This window comes from Azospirillum brasilense (genome assembly GCF_003349955.1).
Lineage (GTDB): Bacteria > Pseudomonadota > Alphaproteobacteria > Azospirillales > Azospirillaceae > Azospirillum > Azospirillum brasilense_B.
Map to the genome: position 1 here is coordinate 110391 of NZ_QLKQ01000008.1, position 17229 is coordinate 127619.

18 protein-coding genes and 1 other RNA gene are annotated in these 17229 nt (G+C 70.4%); 7 read left to right on the forward strand and 12 right to left on the reverse strand.

What is annotated here, in order from left to right; translation table 11 throughout:
- Window positions 1-58: 58 nt before the first annotated feature.
- A complete protein-coding gene (locus DXK32_RS05905; RefSeq protein WP_114857655.1) occupies window positions 59-940 on the reverse strand; it encodes an alpha/beta fold hydrolase in 882 nt (293 codons plus the stop codon).
- A 125-nt stretch (window positions 941-1065) separates the two neighbouring features.
- Here DXK32_RS05905 and DXK32_RS05910 point away from each other — a divergent pair, with 125 nt between their 5' ends.
- Window positions 1066-1224: an entericidin A/B family lipoprotein gene (locus DXK32_RS05910; RefSeq protein WP_114857656.1), complete on the forward strand. Its 159-nt coding sequence runs from the start codon at window positions 1066-1068 to the stop codon at window positions 1222-1224.
- A 69-nt stretch (window positions 1225-1293) separates the two neighbouring features.
- Here the strand turns inward: DXK32_RS05910 and rfaE1 are convergent, their stop codons facing one another.
- Together rfaE1 and DXK32_RS05920 are read right to left on the reverse strand one after the other, a co-directional pair.
- Complete coding sequence (gene rfaE1 / locus DXK32_RS05915; protein WP_114857657.1) at window positions 1294-2739, reverse strand: D-glycero-beta-D-manno-heptose-7-phosphate kinase; 1446 nt, start codon at window positions 2737-2739, stop codon at window positions 1294-1296.
- Window positions 2740-2821: 82 nt separating this feature from the next.
- The gene (locus DXK32_RS05920; protein WP_114857658.1) at window positions 2822-3154 is read right to left on the reverse strand and encodes a hypothetical protein; all 333 of its coding nucleotides are present in this window, start codon (window positions 3152-3154) and stop codon (window positions 2822-2824) included.
- 167 nt (window positions 3155-3321) lie between these two features.
- Between DXK32_RS05920 and DXK32_RS05925 the strand changes: the two genes are divergently transcribed.
- The 3 genes from DXK32_RS05925 (at window position 3322) to DXK32_RS05935 (ending at window position 5889) form a co-directional block, all read left to right on the forward strand.
- Window positions 3322-4776, forward strand: a complete 1455-nt coding sequence (locus DXK32_RS05925; RefSeq protein WP_114857659.1) for a sensor histidine kinase — start codon at window positions 3322-3324, stop codon at window positions 4774-4776.
- A 150-nt stretch (window positions 4777-4926) separates the two neighbouring features.
- The gene (locus DXK32_RS05930) at window positions 4927-5091 is read left to right on the forward strand and encodes a hypothetical protein (RefSeq protein WP_162801091.1); all 165 of its coding nucleotides are present in this window, start codon (window positions 4927-4929) and stop codon (window positions 5089-5091) included.
- A 33-nt stretch (window positions 5092-5124) separates the two neighbouring features.
- Complete coding sequence (locus DXK32_RS05935; protein ID WP_114857661.1) at window positions 5125-5889, forward strand: methyltransferase domain-containing protein; 765 nt, start codon at window positions 5125-5127, stop codon at window positions 5887-5889.
- A gap of 9 nt (window positions 5890-5898) precedes the next feature.
- Here DXK32_RS05935 and DXK32_RS05940 read toward each other — a convergent pair whose 3' ends face one another.
- The 4 genes from DXK32_RS05940 to DXK32_RS05955 form a co-directional block, all read right to left on the reverse strand.
- A complete protein-coding gene (locus tag DXK32_RS05940) occupies window positions 5899-6435 on the reverse strand; it encodes a DUF4405 domain-containing protein (protein ID WP_114857662.1) in 537 nt (178 codons plus the stop codon).
- A gap of 112 nt (window positions 6436-6547) precedes the next feature.
- On the reverse strand, window positions 6548-7171 hold the full coding sequence (locus DXK32_RS05945; protein WP_114857663.1) for a ParA family protein: 624 nt from the start codon (window positions 7169-7171) through the stop codon (window positions 6548-6550).
- 11 nt (window positions 7172-7182) lie between these two features.
- On the reverse strand, window positions 7183-8790 hold the full coding sequence (locus DXK32_RS05950; protein ID WP_114857664.1) for a CYTH and CHAD domain-containing protein: 1608 nt from the start codon (window positions 8788-8790) through the stop codon (window positions 7183-7185).
- A gap of 96 nt (window positions 8791-8886) precedes the next feature.
- On the reverse strand, window positions 8887-9975 hold the full coding sequence (locus DXK32_RS05955) for a class I SAM-dependent methyltransferase (protein WP_247876997.1): 1089 nt from the start codon (window positions 9973-9975) through the stop codon (window positions 8887-8889).
- 144 nt (window positions 9976-10119) lie between these two features.
- On the opposite strand from DXK32_RS05955, the gene DXK32_RS05960 reads away from it, so the two are divergent.
- Complete coding sequence (locus DXK32_RS05960; RefSeq protein WP_114857665.1) at window positions 10120-11316, forward strand: phosphoglycerate kinase; 1197 nt, start codon at window positions 10120-10122, stop codon at window positions 11314-11316.
- A gap of 169 nt (window positions 11317-11485) precedes the next feature.
- Here the strand turns inward: DXK32_RS05960 and recR are convergent, their stop codons facing one another.
- The 5 genes from recR to DXK32_RS05985 form a co-directional block, all read right to left on the reverse strand.
- Complete coding sequence (recR, locus tag DXK32_RS05965) at window positions 11486-12079, reverse strand: recombination mediator RecR (protein WP_014239410.1); 594 nt, start codon at window positions 12077-12079, stop codon at window positions 11486-11488.
- 75 nt (window positions 12080-12154) lie between these two features.
- Complete coding sequence (locus DXK32_RS05970; protein ID WP_014239409.1) at window positions 12155-12478, reverse strand: YbaB/EbfC family nucleoid-associated protein; 324 nt, start codon at window positions 12476-12478, stop codon at window positions 12155-12157.
- A 3-nt stretch (window positions 12479-12481) separates the two neighbouring features.
- Window positions 12482-14335 (reverse strand): DNA polymerase III subunit gamma/tau, encoded by a 1854-nt coding sequence (locus DXK32_RS05975; protein WP_114857666.1) that lies wholly within the window; start codon window positions 14333-14335, stop codon window positions 12482-12484.
- A gap of 99 nt (window positions 14336-14434) precedes the next feature.
- Window positions 14435-14532: signal recognition particle sRNA small type (gene ffs, locus DXK32_RS05980), an RNA gene on the reverse strand.
- A gap of 135 nt (window positions 14533-14667) precedes the next feature.
- The gene (locus tag DXK32_RS05985; RefSeq protein ID WP_114857667.1) at window positions 14668-15207 is read right to left on the reverse strand and encodes a c-type cytochrome; all 540 of its coding nucleotides are present in this window, start codon (window positions 15205-15207) and stop codon (window positions 14668-14670) included.
- Between the two features lie 250 nt (window positions 15208-15457).
- Between DXK32_RS05985 and DXK32_RS05990 the strand changes: the two genes are divergently transcribed.
- A complete protein-coding gene (locus tag DXK32_RS05990) occupies window positions 15458-16246 on the forward strand; it encodes a 3-deoxy-manno-octulosonate cytidylyltransferase (RefSeq protein WP_114857678.1) in 789 nt (262 codons plus the stop codon).
- 34 nt (window positions 16247-16280) lie between these two features.
- Window positions 16281-17165 carry a prephenate dehydratase gene (locus DXK32_RS05995; RefSeq protein ID WP_114857668.1) on the forward strand — a complete coding sequence of 295 codons (885 nt, stop codon included), beginning with the start codon at window positions 16281-16283 and terminating at the stop codon, window positions 17163-17165.
- Window positions 17166-17229 lie beyond the last annotated feature (64 nt).

Consider the following 17229-nt stretch of genomic DNA (forward strand, 5'->3'; position numbering starts at 1 on the left):
CCGGAACGGGGGTCCGGGCCTCGGCACAGGGACGGTTCCGCGATGCGCGGCGTGAGGATCAGCCGGGGAAGAAATCCAGCAGCGCCCGCGCCGTCTCCTCCGGCGCCTCCTCGGGGATGAAATGGCCGGCGGGCATCACCTGCCCCCCGATGGCCGGGGCGTAGCCGCGCCAGATGCCCAGCGGGTCGTCGTAGAGGCGCCCGACCGCGCTGTTGCGGCCCCACAGGAACAGGGCCGGGCACGTCACCTTGCGGCCCGCCGCGCGGTCCTCCCGGTCGTGCTCCAGGTCGATGCTCGCCGCGGCGCGGTAGTCCTCGCACATGGCGTGGACGGTGGCGGGGTCGCGGAAGGCGGCGCGGTAGGCCTCCATCGCCTCCGGCTCGAAGATGTCGGCGCTGCTGCCGATGGAGCCGAGCACCTGCCCCAGGTAGAAGTCCGGGTCCGACCCGATCAGCCGTTCCGCCAGATTGTTGGGCTGGATCAGGAAGAACCAGTGGTAGTAGGCGGTCGCCATGCGCTGGTCGATGCGGGCGAAGACCTCCAGCGTCGGCACCACGTCGAGGAAGGCGACGCGCTCGACCCGGTCGGGATGGTCGAGGACGAGCCGGTGGGCCACCCGCGCACCGCGGTCGTGCCCGGCCAGCCGGAAGCGGTCGAAGCCCAGCGCGGCCATCACCGCCACCTGATCGCGCGCGTTGGTGCGTTTGCAGTAGGTCTCGTGCGCGGAATCGCCCGGCGGCTTCGACGATTGGCCGTACCCCCGCAGGTCGGTCAGCACCACGGTGAAGCGCTCGGCCAGCCGGGGCGCGACCCGGTTCCACAGGGCGTGGCACTGCGGAAACCCATGAAGCAGAAGGAGCGGCGGCCCCTCGCCCCCGACCAGCGTGTGGATCTCGGCGCCGTCGGTGGCGATGCGGTGGCGGGTGAACCCTTCGAACATGCGCGTCTCCCCCTATCCGTTTGAGTGTGGAGAACTGTCCTTCCGCATCGCGGGTCTTCGGAAACCTTGGGCGGGTTTCTCGCGTTTTTCAGGCGATTGTTTTTGACCTCAAGAGGAAAAATGCCATGCGCAGCCTGAAGAAGCTCGTCCTTTTCGCCGCCCTGGGTGCCGCCCTGACCACCAGCCTCGCCGCCTGCAACACCGTCGAAGGCATGGGCCAGGACGTGCAGGCGGGCGGCCGCGCCATGGAGCGCTCGTCGGACAGCGTCCAGAAGAAGATGTGATCGCGCGGCGCGGACGCCCCGGAGCTTCGGCTCCGGGGTCTCGGCGCCCCGATGACCGCATCGCGGCGTTCAGCGCTGCATGCGCTTGATGGTGTTGGTCGTGCTCTGGCCGTCCACGAGGTCGGCCAGCACGACCTTGCCGCCATAGCTCTGAACGAATCCGGCGCCGACCACCGTGGCGACGGTGTAGTCCGCCCCCTTGACCAGCACGTCGGGGCGCAGGGCGCGGATCAGCTCCTCCGGCGTGTCCTCGCCGAAGACCACCACCAGATCGACGCAGGCCAGCGAGGCGAGCACTGTCGCCCGCGCCGTCTCGGTCTGCACCGGGCGCGTCTCGCCCTTCAGCCGCTTCACCGAGGCGTCGCTGTTCAGCCCGACCACCAGCACGTCGCAGGCCGCCTTCGCCTGGTTCAGCAGCGAAATGTGGCCGGGGTGCAGCAGGTCGAAACAGCCGTTGGTGAAGCCCACCCGCTTGCCACGGGCGCGCCAGCGCGCCGCCCGCTCCACAGCCTGCTCCAGCGTGTCGACCTTCTCCTCGCCGCTGCGCCATTCCTGCTCGTGCAGGGCGGACAGCAGCTCCGGCGCGCGGACCACCGCGGTGCCGACCTTCCCAACCACGATCCCGGCGGCCAGATTGGCCAGCCGCGCCGCGTCGGCCAGATCCACCCCCACCGACAGGGCGGAGGTCAGGGTCGCCACCACCGTGTCGCCGGCGCCCGAGACGTCGAACACCTCGCGCGCGTTGGCCGGCAGATGGGTGGCCCCATCGCGGGTCACCACGGACATGCCGCGCTCGCTGCGCGTGGCGACCACCGCGTCGATGCCGCAGGTCTCCAGCAGGAAGCGGCAGGCGGCCTCGACCTCGGCGTCGCTGTCGGCGGGCATCCCCGTCGCCTGGATCAGCTCCTTACGGTTGGGGGTGATGACGCTGGCGCCGCGGTAGCGCCCGAAATCGTCGCCCTTGGGATCGACCACCACCGGCACACCGGCCTCCCGCGCCGCCTGGATGAGCTGCGCCACCAGAGCGTCGGTCAGCACGCCCTTGCCGTAGTCGGACAGGATCACCGCGCCCACCGTCAGCAGGCCGGTGCGGGCGGCGACCATCACCTCCTCCTCCGACGCGATGGCGGCGATGGTCTCGGCGTCGGCGCGCAGGAGCTGCTGGCGGCCGGCGATGAAGCGCGTCTTGACGGTGGTCTGGCGCCCCGGCTCGGCGACCAGCCCGCCGCCGTCGCCCGTTTCCTTCGCCACGAGGCGGACCAGTTCCAGCCCCGCGGCGTCCTCGCCCACCACCGACACGAAGCGGCAGCCGGCGCCCAGCGCCATGAGGTTGGCGGCCACGTTGCCGGCACCGCCGAGCATGGCCGTCTCGCGCTCGATCCGCAGAACGGGGATCGGCGCCTCAGGGGACACGCGGTCGACCGACCCGTAGATGAATCGGTCGAGCATGACGTCGCCGACGCACAGCACGCTGGCGCGGGACAGGGAGTCGATGTGACGGGCAAGGTCGCTCATGCCGGTTCTACTACCAATCTTGGAAGTGCCGCGCCAGAGGAGAGCGCGGACCCGGAACGAGCGCGGCGGTCATTTGAAGGCGTCATTCGAAAGCCGGGACCTCGTGCCGCAGGTCGCCGGTGCCCTTGGCGAAGGTCAGGGTCAACTGCCCCTGCAGCTCCCGCTCCGCCGCCTCGCCGGTCCCCGGAACGGAGGGCGGCAGCGGCGGGCTGACCAGGATGCCGGCGGCGGCCAGCGCCTCGCCCAGCGCCGTCGTGCGGTTGGCGGGGACGCAGAAGGCGATGACCGCCATCACGTCGGAGAACAGCGTGTGGTCGACGATCCAGCCGCCGTTGCCGGTGATCCCGTCCGCCGCCGCCATCAGCGCGGCGGTCCGGTCGGTCTGCAAAACCGCTTCGAATCTCAGGATGGACATGGCCTGCCCTCCTTTTCGGGCTGCTCGGAGAATCCAGTATGGACCGGCGCCGCCGCCCCCTCAACCGGACAAAACCCCGCACCGGCCCGGCACCGGCTGGGCAATCGCGGCGGCCTGCCCTATCCTCCGGCATCCCCCGCCACTGGAATTCGGACCGGACGCCGCCCATGCCCCTGCCCTCCGTGACGCGCAGCCTGTCGGCCAAGCTGCTGGTGCTGACCGTGCTGTTCGTCCTGCTGGCCGAGGTGCTGATCTACACGCCGTCCATCGCGCGCTACCGCCTGACTTATCTGGAGGAGCGGCTGGCCGCCGCCCATCTCGCCGCCCTGTCGGTGGAGGCGACGCCGGACATGATGGTGGCGATGGAGCTTCAGAACGAGCTGCTCGCCCATGTCGGCGCCCACGCGGTGGAGCTGATCCGGCCGGACAGCCGGGTCTACATGCTGTCCCGCTCCATGCCGCCGACGGTGGACGCCGTCTTCGACCTGCGCGCCACCATGGCGCCCCGGCTGGCCGCCGACGCCTTCATGGCGCTGGCCCAGCGGCGCGACCGGGTGATCCGGGTGATCGGGCCGTCGCCCAAGGACCCCGCCTTCCAGGTCGAGATGGTGATCGACGAGCGGCCGATGATCCGGGCGATGATCGATTTCTCGGGCCGCATCCTGGCGCTGTCGGTGGCGATCTCGCTGATCGCGGCGGTGCTGGTCTTCGTCTCGCTGACCCGGCTGCTGGTGCGGCCGATGCGCCGCCTGACCGAGGGGCTGGTCGCCATCCGCCGCGACCCCGACGGCACGCCGCCCTTCCAGCCGAGCGCCCGCACCGACGAGATCGGCGTGGCGGAGCGCGAGCTGGCCGACATGCAGGCCACCATCGGCAGCGCGCTGCGCCAGCGCGAGCGGCTGGCCGCTCTGGGCACCGCGGTCGCCAAGATCAACCACGACCTGCGCGCCATCCTGTCCACCGCCGCCCTGCTGTCGGAGCGGCTGGCCGAGAGCGCCGATCCGGAGGTGCGGCGGGTCACGCCGCGGCTGATGGCCTCCATCGACCGGGCGGTGGAGCTGTGCGGCCAGACCATGACCTACACCCGCGACGGCCTGCTGCCCCTGGCGCGGACCGAGCTGCCGCTGCGACCGCTGGTCGAGGAGGCCGGGGGCGCGGCGCTGTCTGCCCTGCGCCCGGATGGGGAGCGCGTGGAGCTGCGCTGGGACAACCGGGTGCCGGAGGGGCTGACCGTCCGCGCCGACGCCGCCCAGCTCTCCCGCGCGCTGGTCAATCTGGGACGCAACGCGGCGCAGGCGGGGGCCGGAGCGGTGACGGTGACGGCGCGGGAACGGCCCGGCGGCGGGCTGGTGCTGCTGGTGGCCGACGACGGGCCGGGCCTGCCGCCGCGGGCGCGGGACAACCTGTTCCAGCCCTTCGCCGGCTCCGCGCGGGCGGGCGGCGTCGGGCTGGGCCTCGCCATCGCGCGGGAGGTGCTGCGCGCCCATGGCGGCGAGCTGCGGCTGGTGGAGAGCACCGCGGCGGGCACCGTCTTCGCGCTGGAGCTTCCCCCAGGGATCGTCATGGAGGAAGCCGCCCGGTTGGGCGAAATGCCCACATCGGATTCGCCCATCCCGGATTGATTTCCGGCGCCCGCTCCACCAGAATTCGCGGCACGGTCAACCCGTCGGCATCCCGCCGGGCGCACGCCCCGCGCGGGACCGGCAGCGAAGGAAGGGAACGGGACTTTGGAAGGCACGGGCAAGTGGATCACCGGGGGGATCCTGGGCTTCATGGCGTTCATCGGCCTGCTGGCGGCGTCGCGCGCGGCGGACACGGCGTTCTATTACGGCGGCTGGCTGCTGGCCATCGGCTGCATCGGAACGATCTTCATGATGGTGACGAAGCACTACAACCAGATGGACGAGCGGATCGCCCGCCAGCGCGAGCAGGAATAACCCGCAACCCCTTTCAACCGGTGGAGGCCGGGCATGCCGTGGGACCCCGAACAATACGCACGGTTCGAGTCCTGGCGCCGCCGCCCGGCCCACGACCTCGTGGCGGCGCTGCCCTCCCTGACCCCACGGACGGTGGTCGATCTCGGCTGCGGGGCCGGGCAGCTCGCCCGCCTGCTGGCCGAACGCTGGCCGGAGGCCGAGGCGCTGGGGGTGGACAACTCCCCCGCCATGCTGGAGCGCGCGCGGGCCACGCCGTCCGGCGTGCGCTGGCTCCAGGCCGATCTGAGGGTCTGGCGCCCCGACCGGCCGGTCGATCTGCTGGTCTCCAACGCCGCCCTGCAATGGCTGGACGGGCACGACCGGCTGTTCCCCGACCTGCTGCAAGCGCTGGCCCCCGGCGGGGTTCTGGCCGTGCAGATGCCGCGCAACTTCGACGCGCCCTCGCACCGCCTGTTGTACGAGACGGCGGCGGACGGTCCCTGGGCCGAGCGGCTGGCGCCGGTCCTGCGCACCGCCCCGGTGCACGCGCCCGACGTCTATTACGGCTGGCTGGCCCCGCTCGCCCAGCGCCTGGACCTCTGGGAGACCGAGTATCTCCAGGTTCTGGAGGGTGAGGACCCGGTGCTGGAATGGACGCGCGGCACGACGCTGCTGCCCGTCCTCGACACGCTGGCGGGCGCGGAGCTGGACGCCTTCCTGGCGGCCTACCGCGCCCGGCTGAACGCCGCCTATCCCCGGCGCCCCGACGGCCGCACGCTGTTTCCCTTCAAGCGGCTGTTCCTGGTGGCGCGGGTCTGAGGCGAAGCCTTACGACGCTGGCCCAGTTGACGCCGGCTTGGCCTGCTTGGCGGCGGTGAGGATGTTCGCCACGCCCACCGCGTTCATCCCGGCGCGGCTGCCGATGGCCGACAGCGATTCGCCGTGCTGCGCCTCGATGTTGGCGGCCTTGAGCGCCTGGATGGCCTTGTCGGGGTCCAGCCCGAAGACCGGCGCCACCGTCTCCAGCGGGGCGTTCGCCACCGCCCGCATCATCGCGCCGGGGCCGCCGGTGGAGGCCGGCGTCCCGGTCATCGCGGTGAAGACCAGCGAGCCGGCGACGCTGACCACGAAGGCCGACAGCGCCACGTTGCGCTTGAAATACTGAAGGAAGGCCGTCCAGTTGCGCGCCAGATGCCACAGGCCGATGGCGGAGAAGCCAACGCTGAGCCACTCGTGGGAGAAGCGCACCAGATTGCCGTTCCAGTGCAGCAGAAGCATGATCCCGGTGACGGTGGAGACCACGAACAGGACGATGGTCACCGGCGTGACGATCTGCCGGGTGATTGTGGAGGAGAGGGAGGGCATGGGGGATGGCTCGCGGGTTGAACGGAATGCGGCCAAAATGGGGCCGGATTGTAACCGCTTGATGTCCCGCGCCGCCGCCGAACGTAACAGAGTGTAACGGCGCCTTTCCGGCTCACGCCTTCTCGATGTAGGCCAGCAGCGGCTCCCAGTCGGCGCGGTGCTCGGCGGCGCGCTTGCCGGTGAGGTCGAACAGGCTGAGGCCGGAGGCCGCGGCGTCGGCGTAGATCTGGCTGTCGCGCAGGCGGGTCACCACGCTGTGCCCGACCCCGCCGAGGAACTGGTCCAGCCGGTCCGCCGCCTTGGTGCGGGGGCGCAGGCGGTTGCCGACCACCGCCACCGACTTGCGGTTCTTGGCGATCGACTTCAGCTCCTCCAGCTTGCCGAGGAAGCGCTGCGTCGCCTGCTCGTCGAAGGCGCTGGGCAGCACCGGCAGCACGACGACGTCGGCCATCCGCACCAGATCCTCGATCTGCTTGGTCTTCAGCGCGGCCGGCGCGTCGATGACGAGGCGCTGGATGCCCTTCGGCGCGTCGGACAGGTCCTTGGCCCAGTCCAGCCCGACCAGGGCGGCGGCCGTGACCGGGCGGCGGGCCAGCCAGCCCAGCGAGGAGCGCTGGCGGTCCACGTCGGCCAGCGCCGTGCTGTGCCCCGCGGCGGCGCAGGCCGCGGCGAGGTGGGTGGCGATCGTGGTCTTGCCGCAACCGCCCTTGATGTTGGCGACGAGGATGGTCCGCATGGGCGCGAAGATTACCCCTCCCGGTCGGGCTTTGACCAGAAGGCTTTGGCGTCGGCGAACTCCTTCCACAGGTCGCGGAGCGCCGGTTCGGACTCCGCGACGCCGCGGGCGTGCCAGCCGATGACGATGCCGGCGGCGCGCGGCTCGCCCGGCTCGGGGCGGCTGCCGTCGTCGTGCAGCTCGTGCAGCAGGCGGGTCGCCGTCGCCACGTCGTTCAGGTGGCCCAGCGCGTCCTGGAAGGCCGACAGGTCCTGGATGTAGCGGCGGGCCGGCTTGTCGTCGTAGAGGCTGCGGAAGAACTCCGCCGCGTAGCGCAGCTTCTTCAGGGCGATGCGCAGCTCGTGCCGCTCGGTCACCGACAGGTTCGCGAAGCCGTGGCCGGCGCGGCGGGCCTTCTTGGCGCGGCGCGACAGCAGATGGTCGGCCAGATCCTCCACCGGATCGAACAGCCGGGCGGAATGCTCGCTGACCGGCTGGTCGCGCCAGCCCCGCGACTCGACCCAGGCGCCGAACTTCAGCAGGAAGCGGGTGTAGCGCTCCGACCGGATGGCCTCACGCACCCCCTCGTAGGCACGGTCGCGCCGCGCGCGCGCCGCGGCGGCGAGCGCGTCGATGTCCTCCTGGAGCGGCTTGCCGTGGCCGTCGGCGCGGTGGAAGGAGTCCTTCACCGGCTCCAGCAGCTCGGCCAGGAAGACGTCCCAGTCGCGCGCCGGGCCAAGGCTGCCGCCCAGCCACTTCACCTCGCCGACCAGCCAGGCGTAGGAGTCGGCGGGAATGAAGTCCTTGAACAGGGCGAGCGCCGAACGCAGGCGGCGCAGCGCCACGCGCATCTGGTGGACGCCCTCCGCGTCCTCACCGACCAGCGTGACCGCCTCGTTCGCCAGCATGTGGCCGATGCAGGAGCGCAGGATGCGGGCCAGCGCGCCTTCCACCGTGGTGTCGCGGTCCAGTTCCAGCTTGCCCGCCTTCACCACCTTGTCCACCGTCCCGTCGGCGAGCGCGTAGCCGCGCTCCGCCTTGGTGCGCGGGTCGAGCCGCAGCGGGGCGGCCTGGGCCAGCTCCAGCGCCAGTTCGTAGAGGGCGGCGGCGGAGCCTTCGAGAAGCTCCAGCTCCACCTCCGACACGGGGATGGAGGCGCCGTCGGGGCCACGGATCTCGCCGCTGTCGAAGGCGACCTCGATGCGGCTGGCACTTTCGCCCTCGCCCATCGTCACCACGCGCACGGTGCGCTGGATGAGCGTGGTGAAGAGCGGCTGCAACTCCGCCGCGCCGACCGGGCCCAGCAGGTCCAGCGCCTCCGGCGACTCGATGGCCGACAGGTCGGGGGCCGGTCCGGCGACCGGATGCTCCCACTCCGCCCGGCCAAGCTCGCCGCTCTCCGGCGCGCCCTTGACGGTCTGGAGATATTGGTTGCCGACCTTGCGCACACGCAACGTCACCAGCCGCCCGGCCAGACGGCGGTCGGCGGTGTCGTAATAGGTGCTTTCCAGGGTCTTGGTGCCGGCTTTTCCCTTGGCGCGGGATGCGACCGCCGGGCAGGACCGGAGCTTCGCCATGTCTTCGGCCCTGACGGCCAGCTTCAGCTCGGTTTCCCGGTTGGACTCCGCTTCGACCACCATTCGTGCCCCGTCGTTTCCGGTGGGTTCCCGTGTTGCACAGGCCCCAGCCACGGTCAAGTTACAGAACCATGACGCTTTTGTTGCAACCGTCCGTGATCAGGGCTCCGGCTTTTCCAAAAGCAGGAGCTTGGACATGTAGGCCAGCGACGTGTCGCGCAGCCGCAGCCCGGCGGCAGCGAACAGGGCGGGCAGGTCGTCGCGGGCGTAATGGGCGTAGAAGGGCTCGTGAAAGGACTGCGGGAAGCGGTCGATCAGCCCGTCCATCATCGAGTTGTCGCCGTACTGCACGCTGTCCATGAAGACCAGGATGCCGCCGGGCTTCAGCACGCGGGCCATCTCGGCGGCGGCCTGGGCGCGGATCTTCGGCGGCAACTCGTGGAACAGGTAGATGCAGGTCACGATGTCCTGCGACCCGCCGGCCAGCGGGATCGCCTCGGCCGCCGCCTGGACCAGCGCGCTGCTGCGCGCCCAGGGGGCGAGGTTGCGCCGCGCCTCGCGCAGATAGGCCGGGGAGAGGTCGAGCGCGGTGACCGGCAGGCGCGGGTGGTTGTCCTTCACGAAGGTCAGGAAGCGCCCCGTCCCGGCGGCCACGTCGAGCAGGCGGCAGTCCGCGCTCCGGCGCGTCCTCAGATGCTCAAAGATCGGCACCAGGACCTGGCGGCGCATGGCGTCGGCGCCGCCGCCGAACAGCACCTCCACCTGATGGTCGTAGAGCCGGGCGCTCTCCTCCGTCAGGTAGCCGCCGCTCTGGTAATGGAAGTTCTGGCGGTAATAGGCGGGCAACCCCCCGCTGCCGGGCGGCGGGTTGGCGCGCACCTCCACCGCCGCGTGGTCGCGCCGCCGCCGCGACACCTCCGGCACGTCGCGGAAGAAGGCCGCGGCGTCGGTCAGCAGCCGGCGCGGGTCGGGCAGCAGGTCGTGCGGCAGGCGGTAGTAGCCCGCCTCGATGTTGGCGAGGTCGCGGGCCAGCAGGGCGCGAAGCTCCTCCAAAATCGCGCGGGTGCCGGGCACCGGACGCCCGCCGGGCGGGGTGGTCCGCGGCGGTCCGGTGATCCGCCGGCCGATCCGCGCGGCCATCATGTACTGGCCGAGGAACCAGGCGACACGGGCGGACTGGCTGGCCGCGTAAGCAAGCCGGGGGGCCAGCCTCGCGGAGGGGGGCGGGGCGATCCTGTTCATGGACATAGAGATGGGATCGGCGGTCCCGCCCGCCCATAGGCCCTGTCTTTTCGCCGCATGGGGCAACCGGTCGCCCACGCGGGCCGTTGCAAAGCGGGCGCCCCTGTGCTGGATTGCCGGGCAAAAGTTCAACCCGCAGGGACAGCAACCATGACCGAGTTCAACACCATCGACGACCTCGACGTGAACGGTAAGACGGTGCTGGTGCGTGCCGACCTCAACGTCCCGATGCAGGACGGCAAGGTCTCCGACACGACCCGCATCGACCGTCTGGCGCCGACTCTGACCGAGCTGGCGAAGAAGGGTGCGAAGGTCGTGGTTCTGTCGCACTTCGGCCGCCCGAAGAACGGACCGGACGCCAAGAACTCGCTGCGCAACGTGCTGGACGCGCTGAGCGCCGCCGTCGGCCAGACCGTCTCCTTCGGCGAGGATTGCGTCGGCGACAAGGCCAAGGCCGCCATCGACGGCGTCCAGCCGGGCGCCATCGTGCTGCTGGAGAACACCCGCTTCCACGCGGAAGAGGAAAAGAACGATCCGGCCTTCGCCAAGCAGATTGCGGAACTGGGCGACCTCTACGTCAACGACGCCTTCTCCGCCGCGCACCGCGCCCACGCCTCGACCGAGGGCGTCGCCCGGTACCTGCCGGCCGCCGCCGGCCGCCTGATGCAGGCCGAGCTTGAGGCGCTGACCAAGGCGCTGGAGAAGCCGGAGCGCCCGGTGGCCGCCGTCGTCGGCGGCGCCAAGATCTCCACCAAGCTGGACCTGCTCGGCAACCTCGTGAAGAAGGTCGACATGCTGGCGCTGGGCGGCGGCATGGCCAACACCTTCCTCTTCGCCCAGGGCGTGGATGTCGGGGCCTCGCTCTGCGAGAAGGACATGGCCGATCAGGCCCGCGCCATCATGGAGACCGCCAAGGCGTCCAACTGCGAGCTTCTGCTGCCCAAGGACTTCATCGTCGCCAAGGAGTTCAAGGCCGGTGCGGCCAACCGCGCCGTCCCGGCGGACGGCATCGGCGCCGACGAGATGGCGCTGGACGTCGGCCCCAAGACGGTCGAGTTCCTGGGCCTGAAGCTCCAGGGCGCGAAGACGGTGGTGTGGAACGGCCCGTTGGGCGCCTTCGAGATCCAGCCCTTCGACGGCGGCACCAACGCCGTCGCCGGCCTCGTCGCCGAGCGCACGTCGGAAGGCGGCCTGCTGTCGGTGGCCGGCGGCGGCGACACCGTGGCGGCGCTGGCCCACGCCGGCGTGGAGGAGAAGTTCACCTACATCTCCGCCGCCGGCGGCGCCTTCCTGGAGTGGCTGGAAGGCAAGGATCTGCCGGGCGTCGCCGCGCTGAAGAAGAAGTAAGGTTTGTGGGAATGGGTGGGTGGTCGGGACGGGCCCCCACCCTTCCCACGGCTTTGCCGCGGGCCCCTTCCCTCCCCCGCTTCGCAGGAGAGGGAGCGATATCCCCTCCCCTGCGATAGCGGGGGAGGGCTAGGGAGGGGGCAATGCTTCCCTCACAAAAACACGTATCTCACAAAGGCCGCCGCGCCTTCAGCGCCGCGGTCAGCGTCCCGTCGTCCAGATAGTCCAGTTCCCCGCCCACCGGCACGCCGTGGGCCAGACGGGACACGGAGACCCCGCTGCCGGACAGGCGGTCGGTCACCACATGGGCGGTGGTCTGCCCGTCCACCGTGGCGTTCAGCGCCAGGATGACCTCGGTCACCGCCGGGTCCTTCGCGCGCTCCACCAGGGACGGGATGTTCAGATCGTCCGGCCCCACCCCCTGCAAGGCCGACAGCGTGCCGCCCAGCACATGGTAGGTGCCGTGGAAGGCGCGCGTGCGCTCCAGCGCCCAGAGGTCGCCGGCGTCCTCCACCACGCAGATGGTCGAGCGGTCGCGGCTGTGGTCGGAACAAACGGAACAGGGGTCGCGGCTGTCCAGGTTGCCGCAGACCGAGCAGTTGCGGATGGCCTCCGCGGCGAGCGCCATGGATTCGGACAGTGGCACCAGCAGACTGTCGCGGCGCTTCATCAGATGCAGCGCCGCCCGCCGCGCCGACCGCGGCCCCAGCCCCGGCAGCTTGGACAGGAGCTGGATCAGGCGCTCGATTTCAGGTCCGATCATTCAAGGCTTCGCTGGCACGGCTTCGTTTTTTAAAGGGTGGCCGGACCGCGACTGCGGCGGCCCGGCCATGACAACTCAGAACGGCAGCTTCATGCCCGGCGGCAGCTTCATCCCGCCCATCAGGTTCTGGGTCTCGTTGGCGACGTGCTGCTCCACCTTGGCCTTGGCGTCGTTGAAGGCGGCGATGATCAGGTCCTCCAGGACCTCGATGTCCTCCGGATCGACGATCGACTTGTCGAGCTTGATCTTCTTCATCTCGCCCTTGCCGTTCACCGTCACGTTGACCATGCCGGCGCCCGACTGGCCGGTCATCTCGACCTCGCCCAGGCGGGCCTGCATCTCCTGCATCTTGGCCTGCATCTGCTGGGCCTGCTTCATCATCTGGCCGAGGTTCTTCATGGGTCAGAAATCTCCTTCATCGTCGAGCGGGTAATAAACCCCGTCGTCCTGCTGCATGACCATAAGGTCGGGATTCTCCCCGTCATCCGCAACCTGGGGCTCGGCCTCGACCGCCGCCTTGAGGTCGCGGACATCGGTGATCTTCGCGCCGGGAAAGGCGTTCAGAACGGCGCGCACCACCGGATGCGCCTCCGCCTCCTCCAACGCGCGCCTCTGTGCGGCCTGCTCCTGCTGGATCAGCGTCGGCTCGCCCGGCGCGTCCGAGACAATGACGACCCAGCGCTGGCCGGTCCATTCCGTCAACAGCTGGCCGACGCGATTCGGCAGGGTCGACGGGGCCAGGGTCGTCAGGCGCAACTCCAGCCGCCCCGGCTCCAGGCGCACCAGATGGACGCTGCCGGTCAGGTGGCCGTAGAGCGCGCCCTCGCGCTTCTCCGCGAAGACCTGGACCAGCGTGCGGAAGTCGCGCGGCATCGCCACGCGCTCCTCGTCGGCCACGGCAACGGCAACGGTCTGCGCGGGCTGCGGGCTGGATTGCTGGCTCGGCTGGGCCTGGGCGACGGCGCGCACGGCGGAGCCGCCCACCGCCACCGGCCCGCCACCGGGGCCGCGCGGGGCCGGATTGCCACCCTGGCCAGACCCGCCGCCGTTCTGCAAATTCTGGAACTGGCGGATCAAATCGCCGGGAGTCGGCATGTCGGCGGCGTAGGACAGCCGCACGATGACCATTTCCAGCGCCTGCTGCGGCACCGGGGCCGCCTGCACCTCACCCAGCCCCTTCAGCAGGAGCTGCCACGCGCGGGTCAGCGCCGGCATGCCGAGCTTGGCCGACAGGGCGGCGCCGCGGGTGCGCTCCGCCTCCGGCAGGCCGGGGTCGTTGGCGCTGTCCGGCACCACCTTCAGCCGCGTCAGATTGTGCACGAGGTCGAGAAGGTCCTGGAGAATCACCACCGGATCGGCGCCGACGCGGTGCAGGTCGGACAGCAGGTCCATCGCCTCCGCCGGCCTGGCCGAGACGGCCGCCTCGAACAGGTCGATCACCTTGCTGCGGTCGGCCAGCCCCAGCATGTCGCGCACCTGCTGCGCGGTCACCGTGCCGGCGGCCAGCGCGATGGCCTGGTCGAGCAGCGACAACCCGTCGCGCACCGACCCGTCGGCGGCCCGCGCGATCAGAGATGCTGCGTCCGGCTCGATCCCCGCCCCTTCCAGGCCGGTGATGCGGGTGAAATGCTCCTTCAGCACCTGGGCGTCGACGCGCCGCAGATCGAAGCGCTGGCAGCGCGAGAGCACCGTCACCGGCACCTTGCGGATCTCGGTGGTGGCGAAGACGAACTTCACATGGGCCGGCGGTTCCTCCAGCGTCTTCAGGAGCGCGTTGAACGCGCTCTTGGAGAGCATGTGGACCTCGTCGATGATGTAGAGCTTGTAGCGCGCCGAGACGGGGGCGTAGCGCACGCCGTCGATGATCTCGCGGATGTCGTCCACGCCGGTGTGGCTGGCGGCGTCCATCTCCATCACGTCGACGTGGCGGTCCTCGGCGATGGCCCGGCAGTTGTCGCAGACGCCGCAGGGCGTCACCGTCGGCCCGCCGGCGCCGTCCGGCCCGGTGCAGTTCAGCGCGCGGGCGATGATGCGGGCGGTGGTCGTCTTGCCCACGCCGCGCACGCCGGTCAGCATGAAGGCCTGGGCGATGCGGCCCGAATGGATGGCGTTGGTCAGGGTGCGGACGAGCGCGTCCTGCCCGATCAGCTCGGCAAAGCTCTTCGGACGGTATTTCCGCGCCAGAACCCGGTAGGCAAGGCCCCCGGACGTCCCGGAAACGGAAGAGGATGCATCGGCAACGGTGGTATCGGTCACGCGGCTGGCCCGGTAATCGGCTTCACGACGGAGCGCAGAATAGCGTCACGGCACGGGGCTGTCGCCGTTTGAATTCGCTGCCGGATTTTATGGGGAAGGGTGGGAGACTGGACGAACGACCCGAGCCGAAACTCGTTACGGCTGCTTCCTTCCGGACCTGACCGGGTTGGCGAGGGACTCGTCCGCCGCCAGCCTCCCGCGCCCTATATCGGCGATAGGGCCGTCATATGCAAGGCCAATCTGCGGGCTTTCCGTTTGAGGCGGAACGAAAAAGCCCCGCGTCCGATGGACGGCGGGGCTTTCGCCTGTTTCCCAGATGGAACCGCCGCGCGTTACTGCGGCAGCGGCGCCGGGCTGTCGGACAGCGAGCGCAGATAGGCGATGATGTTCGCGCGGTCCTGGTCCTTCTTGACGCCGGCGAAGGTCATCTTGGTGCCCGGCGCGTAGGCCTTCGGGTCGTAGAGGAAGTGGTTCAGCTCGTCGTAGTTCCAGGGGCCGGCCTTGCCCTTGATGGCGTCGGAATAGGCGAAGCCGTCCAGATGACCGTGCGGAGCGCCGACGATACCGTAGAGGTTCGGGCCGACCTTGTTCGGGCCGCCCTTGTCGAAGCTGTGGCAGGCGGCGCAGGCCTTGGCCGCGGACTGGCCGGCGGCGGCGTCGGCCTTGGCGAGCAGCGGGGCGATCTCGGCGGGGCCGGACGGGGCGGCGCCACCGCTGGGGGCCGGAGCGGCGCCCTCCGGCATGGCCACGACATAGCCGGGTTTCTCAGGCGTCTTCGGGTGCACCAGAACTTCCGCGGCGAAGCCCGCCAGCATGGCGATCAGGCCCGCCAGCAGCACGGCGCCGAAAATCTTGTTCCACTCCATGCTCATAACGTCTTGTTCCCCTTTTTTGTCGTGCCGCGGGTCCGTCGCCAGGGCTGGCTGGTTCTCCGCCGCACGATAGCGTGACCGCGGCGGCTTGTCACCGCTTCGGCCCCCTCCCTTGCCACAGGAATAACGGTTCTCAGACTGTTGGCCAGTTGAATATTGGAGTGACGCCGCTTGACGCAAAGGGCGATCCATGGTTCACCCGCGCCACCTTTCCGACGCGACAGGGGGCCGTTCCATCATGAACGCCGACATGAACGCCAGCGCAGATATCCAGAGCACGGCGAACCCGCCGCCCTCAAATCCCATCGTGGTCATTCCCGCCCGCATGGCCTCCACCCGCCTGCCGGGCAAGCCGCTGGCCGACATCGGCGGCGCGCCGATGATCGTGCAGGTGTGGCGCCGCGCCATGGAGGCGGAGATCGGCCCGGTGGTGGTCGCCTGCGCCGAGCCGGAGATCGCCGCGGCGGTGGAGGCGGCGGGCGGCACCGCCGTGCTGACCCGGCCCGACCATCCCTCGGGCTCCGACCGCATCTTCGAGGCGGTCGGCCTGCTCGACCCGGAAGGAAAATACGACGCGGTGGTGAATGTGCAGGGCGACCTGCCGACCATCGAGCCCGCCGTTGTGCGCACCGCCTTCGCCCCGCTGTCCGACCCGCAGGTGGACATCGCCACGCTGGTGGTCGAGATCACGCGGGAGGAGGAGCGCACCGACCCCAACGTGGTCAAGGCCATCCTGGAGCTGCCGCCCGGCGCCCGGCGGGGCCGCGCCCTCTATTTCAGCCGCGCCACCGCCCCGTGGGGCGACGGTCCGCTGTTCCACCACATCGGGCTGTACGCCTACCGCCGCGCCGCTCTGGAGCGCTACGTCCGGCTGCCGCCCTCGGCGCTGGAGCAGCGGGAGCGGCTGGAGCAGCTGCGCGCGCTGGCCTTCGGGATGCGCATCGACGCCGCCGTCGTTGACGCGGTTCCGCTCGGCGTCGATACTCCCGCCGACCTGGAGCGCGCCCGCGCGATCCTCGCCAAGCGCGCGCCCCTCTAAAAAGCGCACCTCCCTTTAAAAAGAAGACCTCCCGATGACGACCTCGAACGTGATCGCCTTCCAGGGCCTGCCCGGCGCCTATTCGGACCTGTCCTGCCGGACGGTCTTTCCGGAGATGACGACGCTGCCCTGCGCCACGTTCGACGACGCCTTCGCCGCCGTGCGCGAGGGGCGCGCGGCGCTCGCCATGATCCCGGTGGAGAACTCCATCGCCGGGCGTGTGGCCGACAACCACCATCTGCTGCCCGAAGGCGGCCTGCACATCATCGGCGAGCATTTCCAGCGGGTGAACCACCAGCTCCTCGCCCCGAAGGGCGCGACGCTGGCCGGGCTGAAGACGGTGCGCAGCCACATCCAGGCGCTGTCCCAGTGCCGCAACATGACGCGGGAACTCGGGCTGACGGCGATCTCCCACGCCGACACCGCGGGCGCCGCCGCCGAGATCGCCAAGCTGGGCGACCCGCAGCACGCGGCCATCGCCTCCTCGCTGGCCGCGGACATCTACGGGCTGGACATCCTGAAGGGCGGCATCGAGGACGCGGAGCACAACACCACCCGCTTCCTGATCCTGTCGCGCGAGCCGAAGACCCCGCCGCTGCCCGCCGAGGGGACCGGGGCCAAGATCATCACCACCTTCGTCTTCCGCGTGCGCAGCGTGCCGGCGGCCCTCTACAAGGCGCTTGGCGGCTTCGCCACCAACGGCATCAACATGACGAAGCTGGAAAGCTACATGGTCGGCGGGCACTTCACCCAGACCCAGTTCTACGCCGACGTGGAGGGCCATCCGGAGGAGCGCTCCCTGCGTCTGGCGCTGGAGGAGCTGGCCTTCTTCGCCCGCGCCGGCGAGGTGAAGATCCTGGGCGTCTACCCGGCCAACCCCTTCCGCTATCAGGAAAGCCAGCGCATCGGCGAGGATTGAGGGGCGGGGCGGGCCACGTCTGCCCCCACCCTTCCCACGGCTTACGCCGTGGGAAGGGTGGGGG

What these genes read in the sequence shown, in the direction of transcription:
- recR (WP_014239410.1), bottom strand. Translation starts at nt 12,079, where the DNA reads ATGATCGGACCTGAAATCGAGCGCCTGATCCAGCTCCTGTCCAAGCTG.
- DXK32_RS05950 (WP_114857664.1), bottom strand. Translation starts at nt 8,790, where the DNA reads ATGGTGGTCGAAGCGGAGTCCAACCGGGAAACCGAGCTGAAGCTGGCC.
- DXK32_RS05960 (WP_114857665.1), top strand. Translation starts at nt 10,120, where the DNA reads ATGACCGAGTTCAACACCATCGACGACCTCGACGTGAACGGTAAGACG.
- DXK32_RS05985 (WP_114857667.1), bottom strand. Translation starts at nt 15,207, where the DNA reads ATGAGCATGGAGTGGAACAAGATTTTCGGCGCCGTGCTGCTGGCGGGC.
- DXK32_RS05935 (WP_114857661.1), top strand. Translation starts at nt 5,125, where the DNA reads ATGCCGTGGGACCCCGAACAATACGCACGGTTCGAGTCCTGGCGCCGC.
- DXK32_RS05995 (WP_114857668.1), top strand. Translation starts at nt 16,281, where the DNA reads ATGACGACCTCGAACGTGATCGCCTTCCAGGGCCTGCCCGGCGCCTAT.
- DXK32_RS05970 (WP_014239409.1), bottom strand. Translation starts at nt 12,478, where the DNA reads ATGAAGAACCTCGGCCAGATGATGAAGCAGGCCCAGCAGATGCAGGCC.
- DXK32_RS05955 (WP_247876997.1), bottom strand. Translation starts at nt 9,975, where the DNA reads ATGTCCATGAACAGGATCGCCCCGCCCCCCTCCGCGAGGCTGGCCCCC.
- DXK32_RS05925 (WP_114857659.1), top strand. Translation starts at nt 3,322, where the DNA reads ATGCCCCTGCCCTCCGTGACGCGCAGCCTGTCGGCCAAGCTGCTGGTG.
- rfaE1 (WP_114857657.1), bottom strand. Translation starts at nt 2,739, where the DNA reads ATGAGCGACCTTGCCCGTCACATCGACTCCCTGTCCCGCGCCAGCGTG.
- DXK32_RS05990 (WP_114857678.1), top strand. Translation starts at nt 15,458, where the DNA reads ATGAACGCCAGCGCAGATATCCAGAGCACGGCGAACCCGCCGCCCTCA.
- DXK32_RS05910 (WP_114857656.1), top strand. Translation starts at nt 1,066, where the DNA reads ATGCGCAGCCTGAAGAAGCTCGTCCTTTTCGCCGCCCTGGGTGCCGCC.
- DXK32_RS05905 (WP_114857655.1), bottom strand. Translation starts at nt 940, where the DNA reads ATGTTCGAAGGGTTCACCCGCCACCGCATCGCCACCGACGGCGCCGAG.
- DXK32_RS05920 (WP_114857658.1), bottom strand. Translation starts at nt 3,154, where the DNA reads ATGTCCATCCTGAGATTCGAAGCGGTTTTGCAGACCGACCGGACCGCC.
- DXK32_RS05930 (WP_162801091.1), top strand. Translation starts at nt 4,927, where the DNA reads ATGGCGTTCATCGGCCTGCTGGCGGCGTCGCGCGCGGCGGACACGGCG.
- DXK32_RS05940 (WP_114857662.1), bottom strand. Translation starts at nt 6,435, where the DNA reads ATGCCCTCCCTCTCCTCCACAATCACCCGGCAGATCGTCACGCCGGTG.
- DXK32_RS05945 (WP_114857663.1), bottom strand. Translation starts at nt 7,171, where the DNA reads ATGCGGACCATCCTCGTCGCCAACATCAAGGGCGGTTGCGGCAAGACC.